Source organism: Phenylobacterium sp. (assembly GCF_020402505.1).
Classification (GTDB): domain Bacteria; phylum Pseudomonadota; class Alphaproteobacteria; order Caulobacterales; family Caulobacteraceae; genus Phenylobacterium.
Window position 1 is genome coordinate 1 of sequence record NZ_JADBZL010000043.1, and the last position, 15485, is coordinate 15485.

Sequence of the window (15485 nt, forward strand, 5' to 3'; positions counted from 1 at the left end):
AATTAAGATACTGTAATTCCTCCACCTCATGAGGGGGAGGTGACCCGCGCAGCGGGCCGGAGGGGGTTATCGGCGGCTCAGCAGGCCCCCTCACCCCGCTTCGCGGGGAGCTCCCCCTGGGAGGGGGAGCAATTAAGATACTGTAATTCCTCCACCTCTTGAGGGGGAGGTGGACCGCGCAGCGGGCCGGAGGGGGTCTGCGGCGGCTAGGGTTCCAGGCGCTTGCCGTCGAGCTGGCGGGCGGTGCGGGTCGTCTCCGCCTGGGCCTTGGCCTTTTCAGCCTTGGTGCGGCCGAAGGCGACGCGGTTCTCTGCGGCGAGGGATTTCGCGGCTTCCCGGTCCCGGGCCTTGCGGGCCTTGTTCAGGTTGACGACCGTCACGGCCTATTTCACCGCAGCGCAGAAGCGCTGGATCCGGCCGCAGGCGTCCTCCAGCACGGCCTCGGAGGTGGCGTAGCTGATGCGGAAGAAGGGCGACAGGCCGAAGGCTGCGCCGAACACCACCGCCACGCCCTCGGACTCCAGGAGCTCGTTGGCGAAGTCCTGGTCCGAGCCGATCACCCGGCCCGAGGGGGCCGTGCGGCCGATCAGCTTCTCGCAGGACGGATAGACGTAGAAGGCCCCCTCCGGGGTCGGGCACTCCAGGCCCGAGGCCTGGTTCAGCATGGAAACCACCAGGTCCCGGCGCTTCTGGAAGAGGGCGGCGTTGGGCTTGATGAAGTCCTGGGTCCCGTTCAGGGCCTCGACGGCGGCGTACTGCGAGACCGAGCAGGGGTTGGAGGTGGACTGGCTCATGACCTTGGCCATCAGCTTGATCAGGGGCTCGGGGCCCGCGGCGTAGCCGATCCGCCAGCCGGTCATGGCGTAGGCCTTGGAGACCCCGTTCATGGTCAGGGTGCGCTCGTAGAGGGCGGGCTCGACCTGGGCGATGGTCCAGAACGTCATGTCGTCGAACATCAGGTGTTCGTACATGTCGTCGGTGAGGATCCAGACCTGCGGGTGGCGCAGCAGCACCTCCGCCAGGCCCTTCAGCTCCTCCTTCGTATAGGCCGCGCCCGAGGGGTTGGAGGGCGAGTTCAGGATCAGCCAGCGGGTGCGCGGCGTGATCACGGCCTCCAGTTCGGCGGGCTTCAGCTTGAAGCCGCTGGCCGCCGTGGTCGGGGCGAAGACCGGGGTTCCTCCGGCCAGCAGGACCATGTCGGGATAGCTGACCCAGTAGGGCGCCGGCACGATGACCTCGTCCCCCGGATTCAGGGTGGCCATCATGGCGTTGAAGATGACCGGCTTGCCGCCGGGCGAGACGTTCACCTGGGAGGGCTTGTAGGCGAGGCCGTTCTCGCGGGCGAACTTGGCGGCGATGGCCTCCTTCAGCTCGGGGATGCCGTCGACCGTGGTGTACTTGGTCTTGCCCTCGCGGATGGCGCGGATCGCGGCCTCCTTGATGTTCTCCGGGGTGTCGAAGTCCGGCTCGCCGGCGCCGAGGCTGATGATGTTGCGCCCCTGGGCCTTCAGCTCGCGGGCCTTCTGGTCCGTGGCCATGGTGGCGGACGGCTTGACGCGGGACAGGGTGACGGATTCGAGCGACATGGGGGGCTCCCGGCGAGGACTCACTGTGCAGCGGCGGTGTATCCGAAGCGCCGGTTGCGGCATAGGCCGGCTCTGCAACACTGGCGAGGCATCGCCGCCGCTTGACCCGGCGTCCGGACCGCGCGACTCGAGGAACATGCGCCGTCTGCTCCAAATCGTCAGCAACATGGACGCCCGGGCCTGGGTGAGTCTCTTTGTCTCCTTCCTGCTGTTCGGCGGGGTGGGTCTGGTCTTCCTGTTCGGGGCCCGGCTGATGGGTTTCGACAGCGAGACCGCCCTGAGGGGCTGGCTCGGTGCGGCCCACGGCCCCTGGGCGCTGCCGGCGGCGGTGGCGGCCTTCGCCGCACTGGCCTTCCTGGGCGCCCCGCAGTTTGTGCTGATCGCGGCGGCCGTGGTCGCCTTCGGCCCCGTGAACGGGGCCATCTACAGCTGGGTCGGGACGATGGTCTCGGCGATGATCGGTTTCTGGCTCGGGCGATCCGCCGGCGCCCGCACCCTGCAGATCTTCTCCAGCGAGAGCCTGGACCGCTTCATGGCCCTGGTCGGCCGCAACGGCTTCCTCGCCAGCCTGGTGGTGCGGCTCGTGCCCTCCGCCCCCTTCATCGTGGTCAACATGGCGGCGGGGGTGACGCCCATTCGCGTCCTCGACTTCGCCGCCGGGACCGCCCTTGGCATCATCCCGAAGATCGCCCTGACCGCCTTCGCCGGAAAGTCGATCCTGCATGTGCTGACAGGCGGCGGCGCCGAGAGCCTGGCCGCCCTGGCCGCAGGGCTCGTCCTCTGGATCGCCCTGGGCCTGGCCGCGCGTCGCTGGCTGCGGTCTCGCGCCGCGCCGTGACCCGGTCGAAGGGCGGCGCGGGAGGGATCTCGCCTGGCCCTTTCGCGCAAGCTTCTTGCCGATCCGGCGCCTGCGACCCGGTTCCACGCAAAACTGTTGCGCCAGACTCGGCGGATCGTTATGAGCCTGCTCATGAACGCGGTCGCCATCCGGCTTGGACTTCTGCGGGGGCTTAGTCGCCCCTGAGCGCCTCTTCAGGCTGCGCACCTTCGCGGCCGGGCGTTTCAGGGGATGACCCTCACACCCGACCTGATCCGACGCCCCGCGAACTGCGAGTTTCTCACAATGAACGCCATCCCTTCCAACGCCCCCGCTGCGGCCCCGTCTGCTGACGCCAAGGACCGCGTCATCGTCTTCGACACCACCATGCGCGACGGCGAGCAGTCGCCCGGCGCCTCCATGTCCCTCGACGAGAAGCTGGAGCTGGCCAAGATCCTCGAGGACATGAGGGTCGACGTCATCGAGGCGGGCTTCCCCATCGCCTCCAACGGCGATTTCGAGTCCGTCCGCCGCATCTCCGAGATCGTCACCGAGAGCACGGTCTGCGGCCTGGCCCGGGCCGGGCAGGCGGACATCGAGCGCTGCGCCGAGGCCATCCGGCCGGCAAAGCGGGGCCGGATCCACACCTTCATCTCCACCAGCCCGGTCCACATGAAGTGGAAGCTGCAGATGGAGCCCGAGGCGGTGCTGGAGATGGTGACCAAGTCGGTCTCTCACGCCCGCAACCTCTGCGGCGACGTGGAGTGGTCGGCCGAGGACGCCACCCGCACGGAGCGCGACTTCCTGCGCCGCTGCGTGGAGGCCGCCATCCGCGCCGGGGCGACCACCATCAACATCCCGGATACGGTGGGCTACACCTACCCGTCCGAGTACGAGGTTGTGTTCCGCGACCTGATCGAGAACGTCCCCGGCGCTGACGGGGTGATCTTCTCCACCCACTGCCACAACGACCTGGGCCTGGCGGTGGCCAACAGCCTGGCCGGCGTGCAGGGCGGGGCCCGGCAGGTCGAGGTCGCCGTGAACGGCATGGGCGAGCGGGCCGGCAACGCCGCCCTGGAGGAAGTGGTCATGGCCCTGAAGGTGCGCGGGGACCGGCTGCTCTACCAGACCGGCGTCCAGACCCAGCACATCACCCGGGCCAGCCGCTACGTCTCGGCCATCACCGGCTTCCCGGTGCAGTACAACAAGGCCATCGTCGGCAAGAACGCCTTCGCCCACGAGAGCGGCATCCATCAGGACGGCATGCTCAAGAACGCCGAGACCTACGAGATCATGCGTCCGGAGGACGTGGGTCAGGGCGGCACCAACCTCGTCATGGGCAAGCATTCCGGCCGCCACGCCTTCCGCGAGAAGCTGAAGGGGCTGGGCTACGAGCTGGGCCAGAACGCCCTGAACGAGGCCTTCCAGCGCTTCAAGGACCTCGCCGACAAGAAGAAGGACGTCTACGACGACGACATCGTCGCCCTGGTCGACGACGCCCTGGCCTCGGGGGCGGACCGGATTCAGGTCAAGAGCCTGCGCGTGGTCGCCGGCACCCAGGGGCCGCAGACCGCCGATCTGGTGCTGACCGTCGACGGCGAGGAAAGGGTCGCCGCCGCCACCGGCGACGGACCGGTGGACGCGGTCTTCCACGCCATCCGGCAGGCCGTGCCGCACGAGTCCGACCTGCGGCTGTTCCAGGTCCATGCCGTGACCGAGGGCACGGACGCCCAGGCTCAGGTCTCGGTGCGACTGGAGGAGGACGGCCGCATCGCCACCGGGCAGGCGGCGGACACCGACACCCTGACCGCCTCGGCCAAGGCCTATGTCAACGCCCTCAACAACCTCATCGCCCGGCGGGAAAAGACCGCCCCCGGCGCCCGGCTCGCCAGCGGCTTCTGACGGATGTTGTGGGTCCTGCTTGCAGCGGCCGCCGCTCCGCTGCAGGTGGCCCGCAACGCCTTCCAGCGGGGCATGATCGGCGAGGCGGGCCCCTGGGGCGCGACCCTGGTCCGGTTTCTGTTCGGCCTGCCCTTCTCCCTGGTGCTGCTGACCCTGGCGATCCTCCTGACCCCGGACGCCCGGCCGAACCCGGACCTGCGCTTCTTCGTCACCGTAGGGACGGGCGGGCTGGCCCAGATCGGCGCCACCGCCTGCCTTCTGGTCGCCATGCAGCGCGCCGGCTTCGCGGTGGCCACCTTTCTGCAGCAGGCGGCGCTTCCCTTCGGGGCCCTGCTCGGCTGGGTGGTCTTTGGCGACGCGATGCGCCCGTTGCAGTGGCTGGGGGTGGGGGTGACCTGCGCCGGCCTCTTCATCCTCTCCTGGCCGAAGGCGGGCTTTCGCAAGATGGACGCCGGCGCCCTCCTGGGCCTGGCCGCGGCAGCCTTCTTCGCGGTCTCCATGAACGGCTACCGGCAGGCGGGCCTGGCGCTGGAGCCCCGGCATCCGGTCTACGCCGGGATCGGGGCTGTAGTGGCGGCCCAGGCGATCCAGTCCTCGGTCCTCGGCGGGATCCTCGCGGTCCTGCGGCCCGACGCCCTCCGGGCGGTCTTCGCCTCCTGGCGATCCTCTCTTGGAGCGGGCGCCTGCGGAGCGGGGGCCTCGGCCCTCTGGTTCTCGGCCCTGGCCATGTCGCCGCCGGGGCCCGTCCGCGCGGTAGGCGTCATCGAGGCGCCCATCGCCGCCCTGGCCGGCCGGACCCTCTTCCGGGAGCGGCTCACGCCCCTGCAGCTCGTCGCGGGAGCGGCCACGGCCCTCGGCGTGGTGGTGACGGCGCTCAGCTGAAGGCGCAGGATGGCCGGACCAGTCGGGGAGGGCGCACAGGATGGACCACGCCGGATTTGACGTCGACGGGCACGCCGGACGGCTGGCCCGGGATGGCTTCACCCTCATCGAGGACTTCCTGTCGCCCGCCGACCTGGTCGAGGCCCGTGAGCGGATCGACGCCCTGTCGGACCAGCACCGCGGCCGGAACGCCTTCGAAGGCTACGCCACCGAAAGGATCTACACCCTGGTCGCCCGAGGGCCCGTCTTCGAGCGGGTGACCGAGGACGCCCGGCTTCTGGCCCTGCTCGACCGCTTCCTCCTGCCGGGCTACCTGCTGACCGCCAGCCAGTCGATCCGCATCCATCCCGGTGAGGCGGCCCAGGCCCTGCATATCGATGACAGTTTCTACCGCCTTCCGCGGCCGCGCCCGGCGGTCAGCCTGACCCTCATTGCGGCCATCGATGCCTTCACCGGGGAGAATGGGGCCACGGACATCCTTCCCGGCTCCCACCTCTGGGACGAGGCCCGGGCGGCGGAGGCCATCGCGGCGGGGGGCGGGGCCGGCCTGAGGCCTGCCGTCATGCCGGCCGGGGCGGCCATCGTCCTGCAGGGCAACCTCATCCACCGGGGCGGCGCCAACCGCAGCGCAGCCCCCCGACTGGCGGTGACGAGCCAGTACTGCCAGCCCTGGGCGCGACCCCAGGAGAACTTCTTTCTGGGCGTCCCGCCCGCCCGGGCGGCGGCCCTGTCGCCACGCCTCCAGGCCCTGCTCGGCTATGAGGTCTGGTCCCCTTTCATGGGCCATGTGACCGGCTCTCACCCCCGCAAAGCGCTGGAACCGGGCTGGTTGGCCCCGGTGGAGCGGTCCTGACGGCGGGGCGCAGGCCGATTCCACCCCGGGACTGTCCGAAGGACGAAGGATTCACCTTGAATTCACCCCGGTGGCAGGGCAGGAGACGGTTTGATCCGTTCTGCGGGGGCAGGGTCCGACGGTGCGCGCCAAAGACGGCGACTCCGACTGCGGATCCCGTCCTTCGCCAGGCCCCTCCGAAGCTGTCCTCCGCCCCCGGGAAACTGCATGTTTTCGTCTCTTTTCGGCTCTGTCACCAAGGACATCGCCATCGACCTCGGCACCGCCAACACCCTGATCTACATGAAGGGCCGCGGGATCGTGCTGAACGAGCCCTCGGTAGTGGCCCTGCGCACCGTCGGCGGGCGGAAGGAGACCTACGCTGTCGGTCTCGAGGCCAAGCAGATGCTGGGCCGCACTCCGGGTCACATGGAAGCCATCCGCCCCCTTCGCGACGGAGTCATCGCCGACTTCGAAGTGGCCGAGGAGATGATCAAGTACTTCATCCGCAAGGTTCACAACCACAAGGGCTTCGTGAATCCCAAGGTCATCGTCTGCGTGCCGTCGGGCGCCACGGCGGTGGAGCGGCGGGCGATCAAGGACAGCTGCCTGAACGCCGGCGCGCGCCGGGTGGCCCTGATGGACGAACCCATGGCGGCGGCCATCGGCGCGGGCCTGCCCATCCACGAAGCCACGGGCTCCATGGTGGTGGACATCGGCGGGGGCACCACTGAGGTCGCCGTCCTGTCCCTGTCCGGCGTGGTCTATTCCCGTTCTGTCCGGGTCGGCGGCGACACGATGGACGAGGCGATCATTTCCTACATGCGCCGGACCTACAACCTGCTCATCGGCGAGACGACGGCCGAGCGGATCAAGAAGGAGATCGGCACCGCCCGCGCCCCCGAGGAGGGCGACGGCCTGGCCATCGACGTCAAGGGCCGCGACCTGATGCAGGGCGTCCCTCGGGAGGTCCTCATCGCCGAGAAGCAGGCTGCCGAGGCCCTCAAGGAACCGGTCTCGCAGATTATCGACGCGGTGAGAATGGCGCTGGAGTCCACCCCTCCCGAACTGGCGTCCGACATCGCCGACAAGGGCATCATGCTGACGGGCGGCGGGGCGCTTCTTCGGGGACTGGACGCTGAGATCCGCGAGCACACCGGCCTGCCGGTGACAGTGGCGGACGATCCCCTCTCCTGTGTGGCTCTGGGCTGCGGTAAGGTGCTTGAGCATCCGGCCTGGATGAAGAGCGTGATGGACGCCGGCGGGGCCTGAGGCAGGCTCTGGCGGGAATCGCAGGACTGGGAACACTAGGCGGGGCTGATCGGCAGCGCGAATGAGGGGCTTCCGTCCGCTTGGGGGCCCGGGAGATCGTCGGGTCCGTGTCTTTCAGGGATAACCCCTTCGGCGAGGTGAGGCTGCCCCTTCTGCTGGGCGCCGTGGCCGCCTGCGTCGTGGCCCTGGTCGTGGCCTTCGCCCTCCTGATGGTCGACCGGCGGCAGACCTACCAGACGGGCGCCTACAACGCCCTGCGCAAGGCCTCCGACGTCGTCGTGGCGCCGGTGACGGGCGCCGTGGCCGCCCCGGTCCGCTGGGCCGGCGGGGTGGCCGAGGGGATCGGCGGCTACTTCTTCGCCGCCTCGGAGAACCGTCGCCTCAAGGCCGAGCTGGCCGCCGCCCGCGTCTGGCGCGAGCGGGCGATCGCCCTGGCCGACGAGAACGCCCGCTACCGCGCCCTGCTGGGTCTCGCCGTGGACCCCCCGGTTCCCATGGTCACAGGCCGGACGGTGAGCGAGAGCCGCGGTCCCTACGCCAACACCCGCCTGGTCAACGTCGGTGCGGCCCAGGGGGTCCGGGTCGGGCACCCCGTGCTCAGCGAGAATGGATTGGTGGGCCGGGTGATCGGCGTCTCGTCGCGGGTCAGCCGCATCCTGATGCTGACGGACACCGCTTCCCGGACGCCGGTGATGATTCAGCGCACCCGCGCCCGGGCCATTCTGACCGGCGACGGCGGCTGGGCGCCTGGGCTCGCCTACCTGCGGGGTCGGGACCCGGCCCGGGTCGGCGACCTGGTCCTGACCTCGGGGGACGGCGGGGTCCTGCCAAGGGGGATCACGGTGGGGCGCGTCGTCCGCGGCGTGGACGGCGACTGGCGGGTTCAGCTGGCCTCGGATTCTGCGCCCATCGATTTCGTCCGGATCCTGCTGTTCGAGGACTTCGTGAAGCTGGAGGACCTGCGGGCCCTGGAGCGACCCGCGCCGCCGCCGCCGCCCACACCGGCGCCCCCGACAGACCCGCCCGCCGCCGCCGTCGCGCCCGCCCAGAAGTCCCGGGGCGCCGCCCCATGACCACCCTCGCCCAACCCCTTCGGGTCTCGCGCTGGGTCGGGGGCCCCCTGTTGACCGCCCTGGCCGTCAGCCTGCTGCTGGCGGCCCCTATCCGCCTCCTGGGCCTGCCCCTGCCTGAGCCGGTGACCCTGATGGTCCCGGCTTTCGCCTGGGCCATGATCCGACCCGCCGCCGCGCCCGCCTTTGCGCTCCTGCTGGGGGGACTGGCCCTGGAAGGTCTCTGGGGCGCCCCCGCCGGTCTCTGGGCGATTTCCCTGCTGGCGGCCTACCTGCCGATTCTGGTCCTGCGGAACATCCTGGCCGCACAGTCGCCGGTCGTGCTCTGGGCCTGGTACGGCCTCGCCTGTCTGCTGGCCCAGCTGGTCGGCTGGTTGATCAGCGCCTGGATCGCCGGGGCGCCGCCGTCCCTCGCCGCCGCCGGGCTTCAGTGGTTGGCCACCGTTCTCCTCTTCCCGCTCGCCGCCCTGCTCATCGAGCGCTTCCGCGACGCGGATGTTCGGTTCCGCTGACCGCCATGACCCAGCCGTCGATCATCCTCTCCGACGTCAACGCCCGGCAAAGCGTCTTTCACCGCCGCGCCTTCCTGCTCGGGGGCGGCATTGCAGCGGGAATCGCCGCCCTGGGCGGGCGGCTGGGCTACCTCCAGCTGGTGGAGAACGCGCGCTACGCCAAGCTGTCGACCTCGAACCAGTTCAACTTCCGCCTGGTGCCGCCGCCCCGGGGCCTGATCACGGACCGCAACGGCGCCATCCTGGCCACCAACCGACCCAATTTCCGGCTGCTTTACGCCCGCCAGAAGGATCAGGACCCGGAGACCGTGATCTCCACCCTGGCCGCCTACGTGCCCATGGACGAGGCCCGCCAGCAGCGAATCCTGAAGGATCTGGGTAACGCGCCTCGGAACACCCCGGTGGCCATCATGGAGGACATCACCTGGGAGCAGTTTTCCGCCGTCAGCATCCGGGGGACGGAGCTGCCGGGCGTGACGGCCGATATGGGTGAGGTCCGGGTCTATCCCCATGGCGGCGCCTTCGCCCACGTCATCGGCTACGTGGCGAAGGTGAACAAGGAGGACATTACCGAGACCGGTCCCAACGCCGAGTCCATCATGCTGCATCCGGGGTTCCGGATCGGTCGGCAAGGACTGGAGAAGGCCCTGGACCTGGAGCTGCGGGGTCGTCCGGGCGCCCAGAAGGTCGAGGTCGACGCCCGGGGCCGGCAGGTCAGGCTCGCCCCCGGCGGCGATGTCCCGGCGACCCCCGGCAAGGAAGTCCAGCTGAGCCTCGACATGGACCTCCAGCTCCGGGGCCTGGAGCTGTTCGGCGAGGAGAGCGGCGCGGCGGTGCTGATGGACTGCCGGTCCGGCGACATCCTGGCCATGGTCTCGGCCCCCAGCTTCGACGCCAACCGGTTCGTAAGGGGCCTCAGCGGAGCCGAGTACAAGGCGCTGGCGGAGTACGATCACAAACCGCTGTTCAACAAGGCGCTGACCGCCACCTATCCGCCGGGCTCGACCTTCAAGACCCTGGTCGCCGTCGCCGCCCTGGAGGCGGGGTTCAGCGCCGACATGACGATCAACTGCCCGGGCCACTGGAACTTTGGCGGAAGGCGCTGGCGCTGCGACGCCGTGCATGGCGCGACGAACATGCATGACGCCATCGCCACCTCCTGCGACACCTATTTCTACACCATCTCGCTCAAGCTGGGTCCGGACCGGATCGCCGACACCGCGCGGCGTTTCGGGCTGGGGCAGGCCTTCGACATCGGGATTCCAGGGCAGAAGAAGGGCCTGATCCCGGATACGGCCTACAAGCGCCGCGCCTTTCCGCGGGATCCGGTCTGGCATCCGGGCGAAACCCCGAGCTTCGGGATCGGGCAGGGCTATACCCTGGTCACAGCCCTGCAGCAGTGCGTGGCGGCGGCGCGGATGGCGAACGGCCGAAAGGCCCTGGTCCCGCGCCTGATCCGTTCGGTGGGCGGCGTCGCCAGGCCTGACGCCTCCGCAGCCCCGGACCTGGACTTCGATCCCGCCCACCTGGCCCTTGTCCGGGAGGCCATGGGGTCTGTGACCACACGGGGCACCGCCGCGCGCACCGGTCAGATCGGCCTGGGCGATGTCCGGATGTCCGGAAAGACGGGGACCGCCCAGGGCTACAACTACAATGGTGGCCGCGGTGTCCACGGGACCGCCGGGCCCTGGCATCTTCGCGACCACGCCTGGTTTACCGGATTTGCGCCTCACGACACGCCGCGATACGCCATCGCAGTGCTTGTGGAGCACGGCGGCTTTGGCGCCCAGGCCGCCGCGCCGCGCGCCCGGGACCTGATGCGGCTGGCTCTTCTGAAGGATCCTGAGCTCCGCAGCCGGATCGAGCGCCCCCCGGCGCCGCCGGTCGCTGTCGCGGACAGCCGCGGCCCGGTAGAAGGCGGCCCGGCGTGAGTTTCGCCCGCCTCACCTCCCGCGCCGAGCGCGGCCGGCTGATCGACAAGCTCGCCCAGATCGACGGCGTCTTCTGCCTGGCCCTCATCCTGATCGCCGGGGCGGGCGCCCTGATGATGTTCTCCATCGCCGGCTCCAGTTGGGAGCCCTGGGCGGCCAACCACATCACACGGTTCGGCGTGGCCTTCGTTCTCATGGTGGTGCTGGCCGTGATCGACCTGAGGGTCTGGGCGGCCATCGCCTATCCGCTCTACGCCGTGAGCCTCATCCTCTTGATCGCCGTTGAACTGGTCGGCGATGTCCGCCTGGGCGCACAGAGGTGGCTGGATCTGGGTCCCCTCGGCAGCTTCCAGCCCTCCGAGATCATGAAGCTGGGCCTGGTCCTGGCCCTCGGACGATTTTTTCACGGCCTCTCGGCGGAGCGGGCCCGGCTGTCGTGGCAGCTCCTCATCCCTGCGGTCATGATCGGCGCGCCGACTCTCCTGGTGGCGCACCAGCCGGACCTCGGGACCGCCGTCCTTCTGGCCTTGACGGGGCTGACCGTCGTGATCCTTGCGGGCCTGTCCTGGAAGGTGATTTTCGCCGGCGCCGGCCTGGTTCTCGCCGCTCTGCCGCCCTTCTTCTTTTTCGTCCTGCACGACTACCAGCGCCAGCGCATCCTGACCTTCATCAACCCGGAGAGCGACCCCTCCGGGTCCGGCTACCACATCCTCCAGTCCAAGATCGCCCTCGGTTCCGGCGGCCTTCTGGGCAAGGGGTACGGGCTGGGCTCGCAGAGCCAGCTGAACTTCCTGCCTGAGAAGCAGACGGACTTCATCTTCGCCACCCTGGCCGAAGAGTTCGGCTTCCTCGGCTGCGCGGCCATCCTCCTGCTCTACGCCGCGGTGATCTTCATGGCCCTGCGCACCGCCTCGCTGGCCCACTCGCACTTCGGCCGGCTGACCGCCGCCGGGGTCACCTCGACCTTCGCCCTCTACGTTCTGATCAACGGGGCCATGGTGATGGGTATGGCCCCCGTGGTGGGGGTGCCCATGCCGCTTCTGTCCTACGGCGGCTCGGTCATGCTGACCGTCATGATCGGCTTCGGCCTCGTCCAGTCGGTGCGGGTGCACCGTTACTCAGAGGTCACCGCCTCCAAAAGCTCGCTTTTCTAGGCGCCCGGCGTGGCGACCGGCCCGCTCTCCTCCAGGCGCCAGAGCTCGGAGCGGAGCGCCACCGCCGCCACAATCGCCATCATGCCGAGGCCGGGAAACAGGATCGCCGCGCGTGGGCCGATGGCGTGGGCGAGGACGCCGTAGAGGACGGCGCCGGCGGGGGCGCCGCCGAGGTTGGCGAGGGTGAAGATCGACAGGATGCGGGCCATCTTGTCCGGAGGGGCGAAGCGCTGCACCAGCCCGCGGCCGAGGGTCATGGCCACGCCGCCGCCGAGGCCCCAGATGAAGTTCAGCCCGCACAGCATCCAGAACGGCATCGGCAGGCTGCAAAGGATCAGGACCATCGCGCCTGAGACCAGGGCCGCCAGATAGGCCCGTCCCTTGCGCCGGAGGTCGCCGAAGCGGATCAGCACGGTCGTCGAGAGGATCGAGCCGATCCAGAAGGTGATGCTGAAGACGCCGAGGGCGGTGGCGATCCGCGCCTGGCCCGGCCCTGTCAGGTCGCCCGGAAAATAGCTTTCGACGATCAGGGGGAGCAGGACGGAAAAGGCGCCCATGAAGCACACGCCCATGCCCGCCGCGCACAGGATCACCGGGGCGATGACCGGCGAGGCGGCCGCAGCGCGGAAGCCCCCGCGAATCTCGCCGAAGATGAATCCCAGGGCGCCGCCCTCCCGGGTCCGGGGCGGTCCCGCCGGCCGCGGCCGGATCTTCAGGGCCGCGCCAGCCGCCATCGTCATCATCGCGGCCTGACCGAACAGAAGGGCCGTCAGCCCGACGACCGGGGCCGCCGTCGCGGCGGCCATGCCGGCGATCTGCCCGCCGAACTGGGCGAGGGAGGCCATGCCGACCGCTTGCTGCACCCCGCCCGGCGCCACGCGGCTGAGGAGGGCGTCCCGGGCCGGGGTCACGAAGGCGCCGATGGTTCCGATGCCGAGGGCGTAGAGAATGACGGTCGCGTAGGTCAGTCGGCCCCCGGCCACGAAGACGCCGAGGGCGAGGAAGCTGAGGGCGCAGAGGCCGCAGCCCACCAGGACCGCCCTGAGGGTGTCGACGCGGTCGGCCATGTAGCCGCCCAGCAGGATCAGCAGGACGGTCGGCAGCTGCAGGGCCATCTGGGCGAGACCGAAGCGGATCTCATCCTCCTGGAGGACCACCCGGACAAGGTAGGGAAACAGGACCATCTGCAGGCCGAAGGCCAGGAACCAGGCGGCCTGGGTGACGAGATAGTAGGAAAAGCCGGTCGGCGCGCCGGAGGATGCGCCTGTCGGTCCCGATCCTGTCGCGTCGCGGGCGGACATTGGGGCGGGATCCTCAGGCTCAGGCGGGTTCCGAAGGGGGCGGCGACCTCAAGGGCTGATCCTATTCGACCGGTGGTCCGGCGCCAGCCCGGAATCCGGGGGCTCCGGCCAGGGGCCTGCGCGCGGCGCTTGCCTCCGGCGGCGGGGCGGGGTCTCTTGGCGGCTTCGAGGGAGGACCCCATGACCGAATTCACGATGATCGACGCCGGCGAGGTGAAGCTGCGCGCCGTGGTGCAGGGGCAGGGCCCCCTGGTCATCATGGTCCATGGCTTTCCGGAGAGCTGGTATTCCTGGCGCCACCAGATCGGGCCGGTGGCCGAGGCCGGCTTCACCGCCTGCGCCATAGACGTGCGCGGCTATGGCGGCTCGGACAAGCCGCACCCGGTGGCCGACTACGCCATGCCGCACATGGTCAATGACCTGGTCGGCGTGGCCGACGCCCTGTCGCCGGGCACGCCCGCCATCCTGCTGGGCCACGACTGGGGCGCGCCCATCGTCTGGAACTCGGCCCTGTCGCGGCCGGACCGGTTCTCCGCCGTCGGCGCCCTGTCCGTGCCCTGGACCGGGGTGGGGCAGAGGTCCTTCTCCGACGTCTTCAACGAGGTCTTCACGGCGCGGAACAAGTTCTTCTACCAGGCCTACTTCCAGAAGGAGGGGGTGGCGGAGGCCGAGGCCGAGGCCAATGTCCGCGACTTCCTGCGCAAGTTCTACTACGCCATCTCGGGCGATGCGCCGGACGGGACCTGGCCGAACAACAAGACCGCCGAGGCCACCCTGCTGGAGGGGCTGGTCGATCCCGATCCCTTCCCCGCCTGGATGACCGAGGCTGACCTCGACTACTACACCGCCGAGTTCAAGGCCTCGGGCCTGCGCGGGCCGATCAACCGCTACCGCAACCACGACCGCGACTTCGCCTGGCAGCAGGCCTACCGCGACCGCAAGATCGAGCAGCCCGCCTTCTTCATGGCCGGCAACCGGGACCTGGCCTTCAACATGCTGGGGCGCGGCGACCCGATCGAGCTGATGCGCGCCCAGGTTCCCAACCTTCAGGTGGCCGAGGTGCTGGACGGCTGCGGCCACTGGACCCAGCAGGAGCGCCCCGCCGAGGTCAACGCCCGGCTGATCCCCTGGCTGAAGTCGCTCTGAGCCTCAGACCCTCAGGGCGGCGTCCGAGGCCCGGACCAGGCCATCGATGATGCCGGGCTCGGTGGAGGCGTGGCCGGCGTCCCAGACGATCTCGAAATTCGCCTTCGGCCAGGCCGTCTTCAGGGCCCAGGCGGTCTCCAGGGGCGTGACCACGTCGTAGCGGCCCTGGACGATCCAGCCGGGGATGTCGGCCAGGACGTGGGCGTTCTTCAGGATCCAGCCGTCCTCGGGGAAGAAGCCCCGGTTGACGAAGTAGTGGCACTCGATCCGGGCGAAGGCGATGGCGAAGTCCATCTCTGCGAACTTGGCCGGCCGGCCCTCGGGACCGCGGATGGAGATGGTGTCCCCCTCCCACTGGCTCCAGGCGGTGGCGGCAATGGCCTTGGCGGCCTCGTCGCTTCCGGTCAGGCGGCGGTGGTAGGCATGCAGGAGGTCTCCGCGCTCCTCCGGCGGGATGGGGGCCAGATAGCGCGCCCAGGCGTCAGGAAAGAGGGCCGAGGCGCCGTCCTGGTAGAACCAGCGCACCTCGCGCTCGGTCAGGGTGAAGACGCCGCGCAGGACCAGGGCCTCGACCCGCTCGGGGTGGGTGATGGCGTAGGCGAGGGCCAGGGTCGAACCCCAGGAGCCGCCGAACACGGTCCACTTCTCGATCCCCAGCTGGACCCGCAGCCGCTCCATGTCCTCGATCAGCCGCCAGGTGGTGTTCTCCTCCAGGCTGGCGTTGGGGGTGGACAGGCCGCAGCCGCGCTGGTCGAACAGCACCATCCGCCAGCGGTCGGGGTCGAAGAAGCGCCGCATGGTGGGATTGATCGCCCCGCCGGGGCCGCCGTGCAGGATGACGCAGGGCCGTCCGTCCCGGCGGCCGCACTCCTCGTAATAGATCTCGTGGACGCCCTCGGTGGCCATCCGCCCGCGGGCGAAGGGCTCGACCTCCCGGAACAGGCCGCGGCGGCCGGCGGAGGCGGAAAAGGCGGGGGACCAGGGATCGCTGCTCATGGCCTCCTCCTAGCCTGCAGGCGACCCGGCCGGAACCCCCTCACCCCGCTTCGCGGGGAGCTCCCCCTGGGAGGGGGAGCAATT

Annotated in this window: 14 protein-coding genes; 10 read left to right on the plus strand and 4 right to left on the minus strand. The window is 69.9% G+C overall.

The window, feature by feature from the left end:
* Window positions 1-206 precede the first annotated feature (206 nt).
* Together IM632_RS03650 and IM632_RS03655 are read right to left on the minus strand one after the other, a co-directional pair.
* Window positions 207-380, minus strand: coding sequence for a DUF4169 family protein (locus tag IM632_RS03650; RefSeq protein WP_296479994.1), 174 nt, complete (start codon window positions 378-380; stop codon window positions 207-209).
* Window positions 381-383: 3 nt separating this feature from the next.
* Window positions 384-1586, minus strand: coding sequence for a pyridoxal phosphate-dependent aminotransferase (locus IM632_RS03655; RefSeq protein WP_296479995.1), 1203 nt, complete (start codon window positions 1584-1586; stop codon window positions 384-386).
* A gap of 136 nt (window positions 1587-1722) precedes the next feature.
* On the opposite strand from IM632_RS03655, the gene IM632_RS03660 reads away from it, so the two are divergent.
* The 9 genes from IM632_RS03660 (at window position 1723) to rodA (ending at window position 11958) form a co-directional block, all read left to right on the plus strand.
* Complete coding sequence (locus IM632_RS03660) at window positions 1723-2424, plus strand: TVP38/TMEM64 family protein (RefSeq protein ID WP_296552016.1); 702 nt, start codon at window positions 1723-1725, stop codon at window positions 2422-2424.
* A 285-nt stretch (window positions 2425-2709) separates the two neighbouring features.
* Window positions 2710-4305, plus strand: a complete 1596-nt coding sequence (locus tag IM632_RS03665; RefSeq protein WP_296480003.1) for a 2-isopropylmalate synthase — start codon at window positions 2710-2712, stop codon at window positions 4303-4305.
* Window positions 4306-4308: 3 nt separating this feature from the next.
* Window positions 4309-5187 (plus strand): EamA family transporter, encoded by an 879-nt coding sequence (locus tag IM632_RS03670; RefSeq protein WP_296479997.1) that lies wholly within the window; start codon window positions 4309-4311, stop codon window positions 5185-5187.
* 40 nt (window positions 5188-5227) lie between these two features.
* Window positions 5228-6040, plus strand: coding sequence for a phytanoyl-CoA dioxygenase family protein (locus IM632_RS03675; RefSeq protein WP_296479998.1), 813 nt, complete (start codon window positions 5228-5230; stop codon window positions 6038-6040).
* Between the two features lie 207 nt (window positions 6041-6247).
* Window positions 6248-7291 carry a rod shape-determining protein gene (locus IM632_RS03680; protein WP_293515686.1) on the plus strand — a complete coding sequence of 348 codons (1044 nt, stop codon included), beginning with the start codon at window positions 6248-6250 and terminating at the stop codon, window positions 7289-7291.
* A 107-nt stretch (window positions 7292-7398) separates the two neighbouring features.
* A complete protein-coding gene (gene mreC, locus IM632_RS03685; RefSeq protein ID WP_296479999.1) occupies window positions 7399-8364 on the plus strand; it encodes a rod shape-determining protein MreC in 966 nt (321 codons plus the stop codon).
* Complete coding sequence (locus IM632_RS03690; RefSeq protein WP_296480000.1) at window positions 8361-8873, plus strand: hypothetical protein; 513 nt, start codon at window positions 8361-8363, stop codon at window positions 8871-8873. The genes mreC and IM632_RS03690 overlap by 4 nt, the downstream gene beginning before the upstream one ends.
* A gap of 5 nt (window positions 8874-8878) precedes the next feature.
* A complete protein-coding gene (gene mrdA / locus IM632_RS03695; RefSeq protein WP_296503967.1) occupies window positions 8879-10804 on the plus strand; it encodes a penicillin-binding protein 2 in 1926 nt (641 codons plus the stop codon).
* The gene (rodA, locus tag IM632_RS03700) at window positions 10801-11958 is read left to right on the plus strand and encodes a rod shape-determining protein RodA (RefSeq protein ID WP_296552017.1); all 1158 of its coding nucleotides are present in this window, start codon (window positions 10801-10803) and stop codon (window positions 11956-11958) included. The genes mrdA and rodA overlap by 4 nt, the downstream gene beginning before the upstream one ends.
* On the opposite strand, the gene IM632_RS03705 is transcribed toward rodA, so the two are convergent.
* Window positions 11955-13259 carry an MFS transporter gene (locus IM632_RS03705; RefSeq protein ID WP_296519032.1) on the minus strand — a complete coding sequence of 435 codons (1305 nt, stop codon included), beginning with the start codon at window positions 13257-13259 and terminating at the stop codon, window positions 11955-11957. The genes rodA and IM632_RS03705 overlap by 4 nt on opposite strands.
* A 180-nt stretch (window positions 13260-13439) precedes the next feature.
* Here IM632_RS03705 and IM632_RS03710 point away from each other — a divergent pair, with 180 nt between their 5' ends.
* Window positions 13440-14405 carry an alpha/beta hydrolase gene (locus IM632_RS03710; RefSeq protein ID WP_296519034.1) on the plus strand — a complete coding sequence of 322 codons (966 nt, stop codon included), beginning with the start codon at window positions 13440-13442 and terminating at the stop codon, window positions 14403-14405.
* A 3-nt stretch (window positions 14406-14408) separates the two neighbouring features.
* On the opposite strand, the gene pip is transcribed toward IM632_RS03710, so the two are convergent.
* Window positions 14409-15401 (minus strand): prolyl aminopeptidase, encoded by a 993-nt coding sequence (gene pip / locus IM632_RS03715; RefSeq protein ID WP_296498400.1) that lies wholly within the window; start codon window positions 15399-15401, stop codon window positions 14409-14411.
* Window positions 15402-15485: the final 84 nt, after the last annotated feature.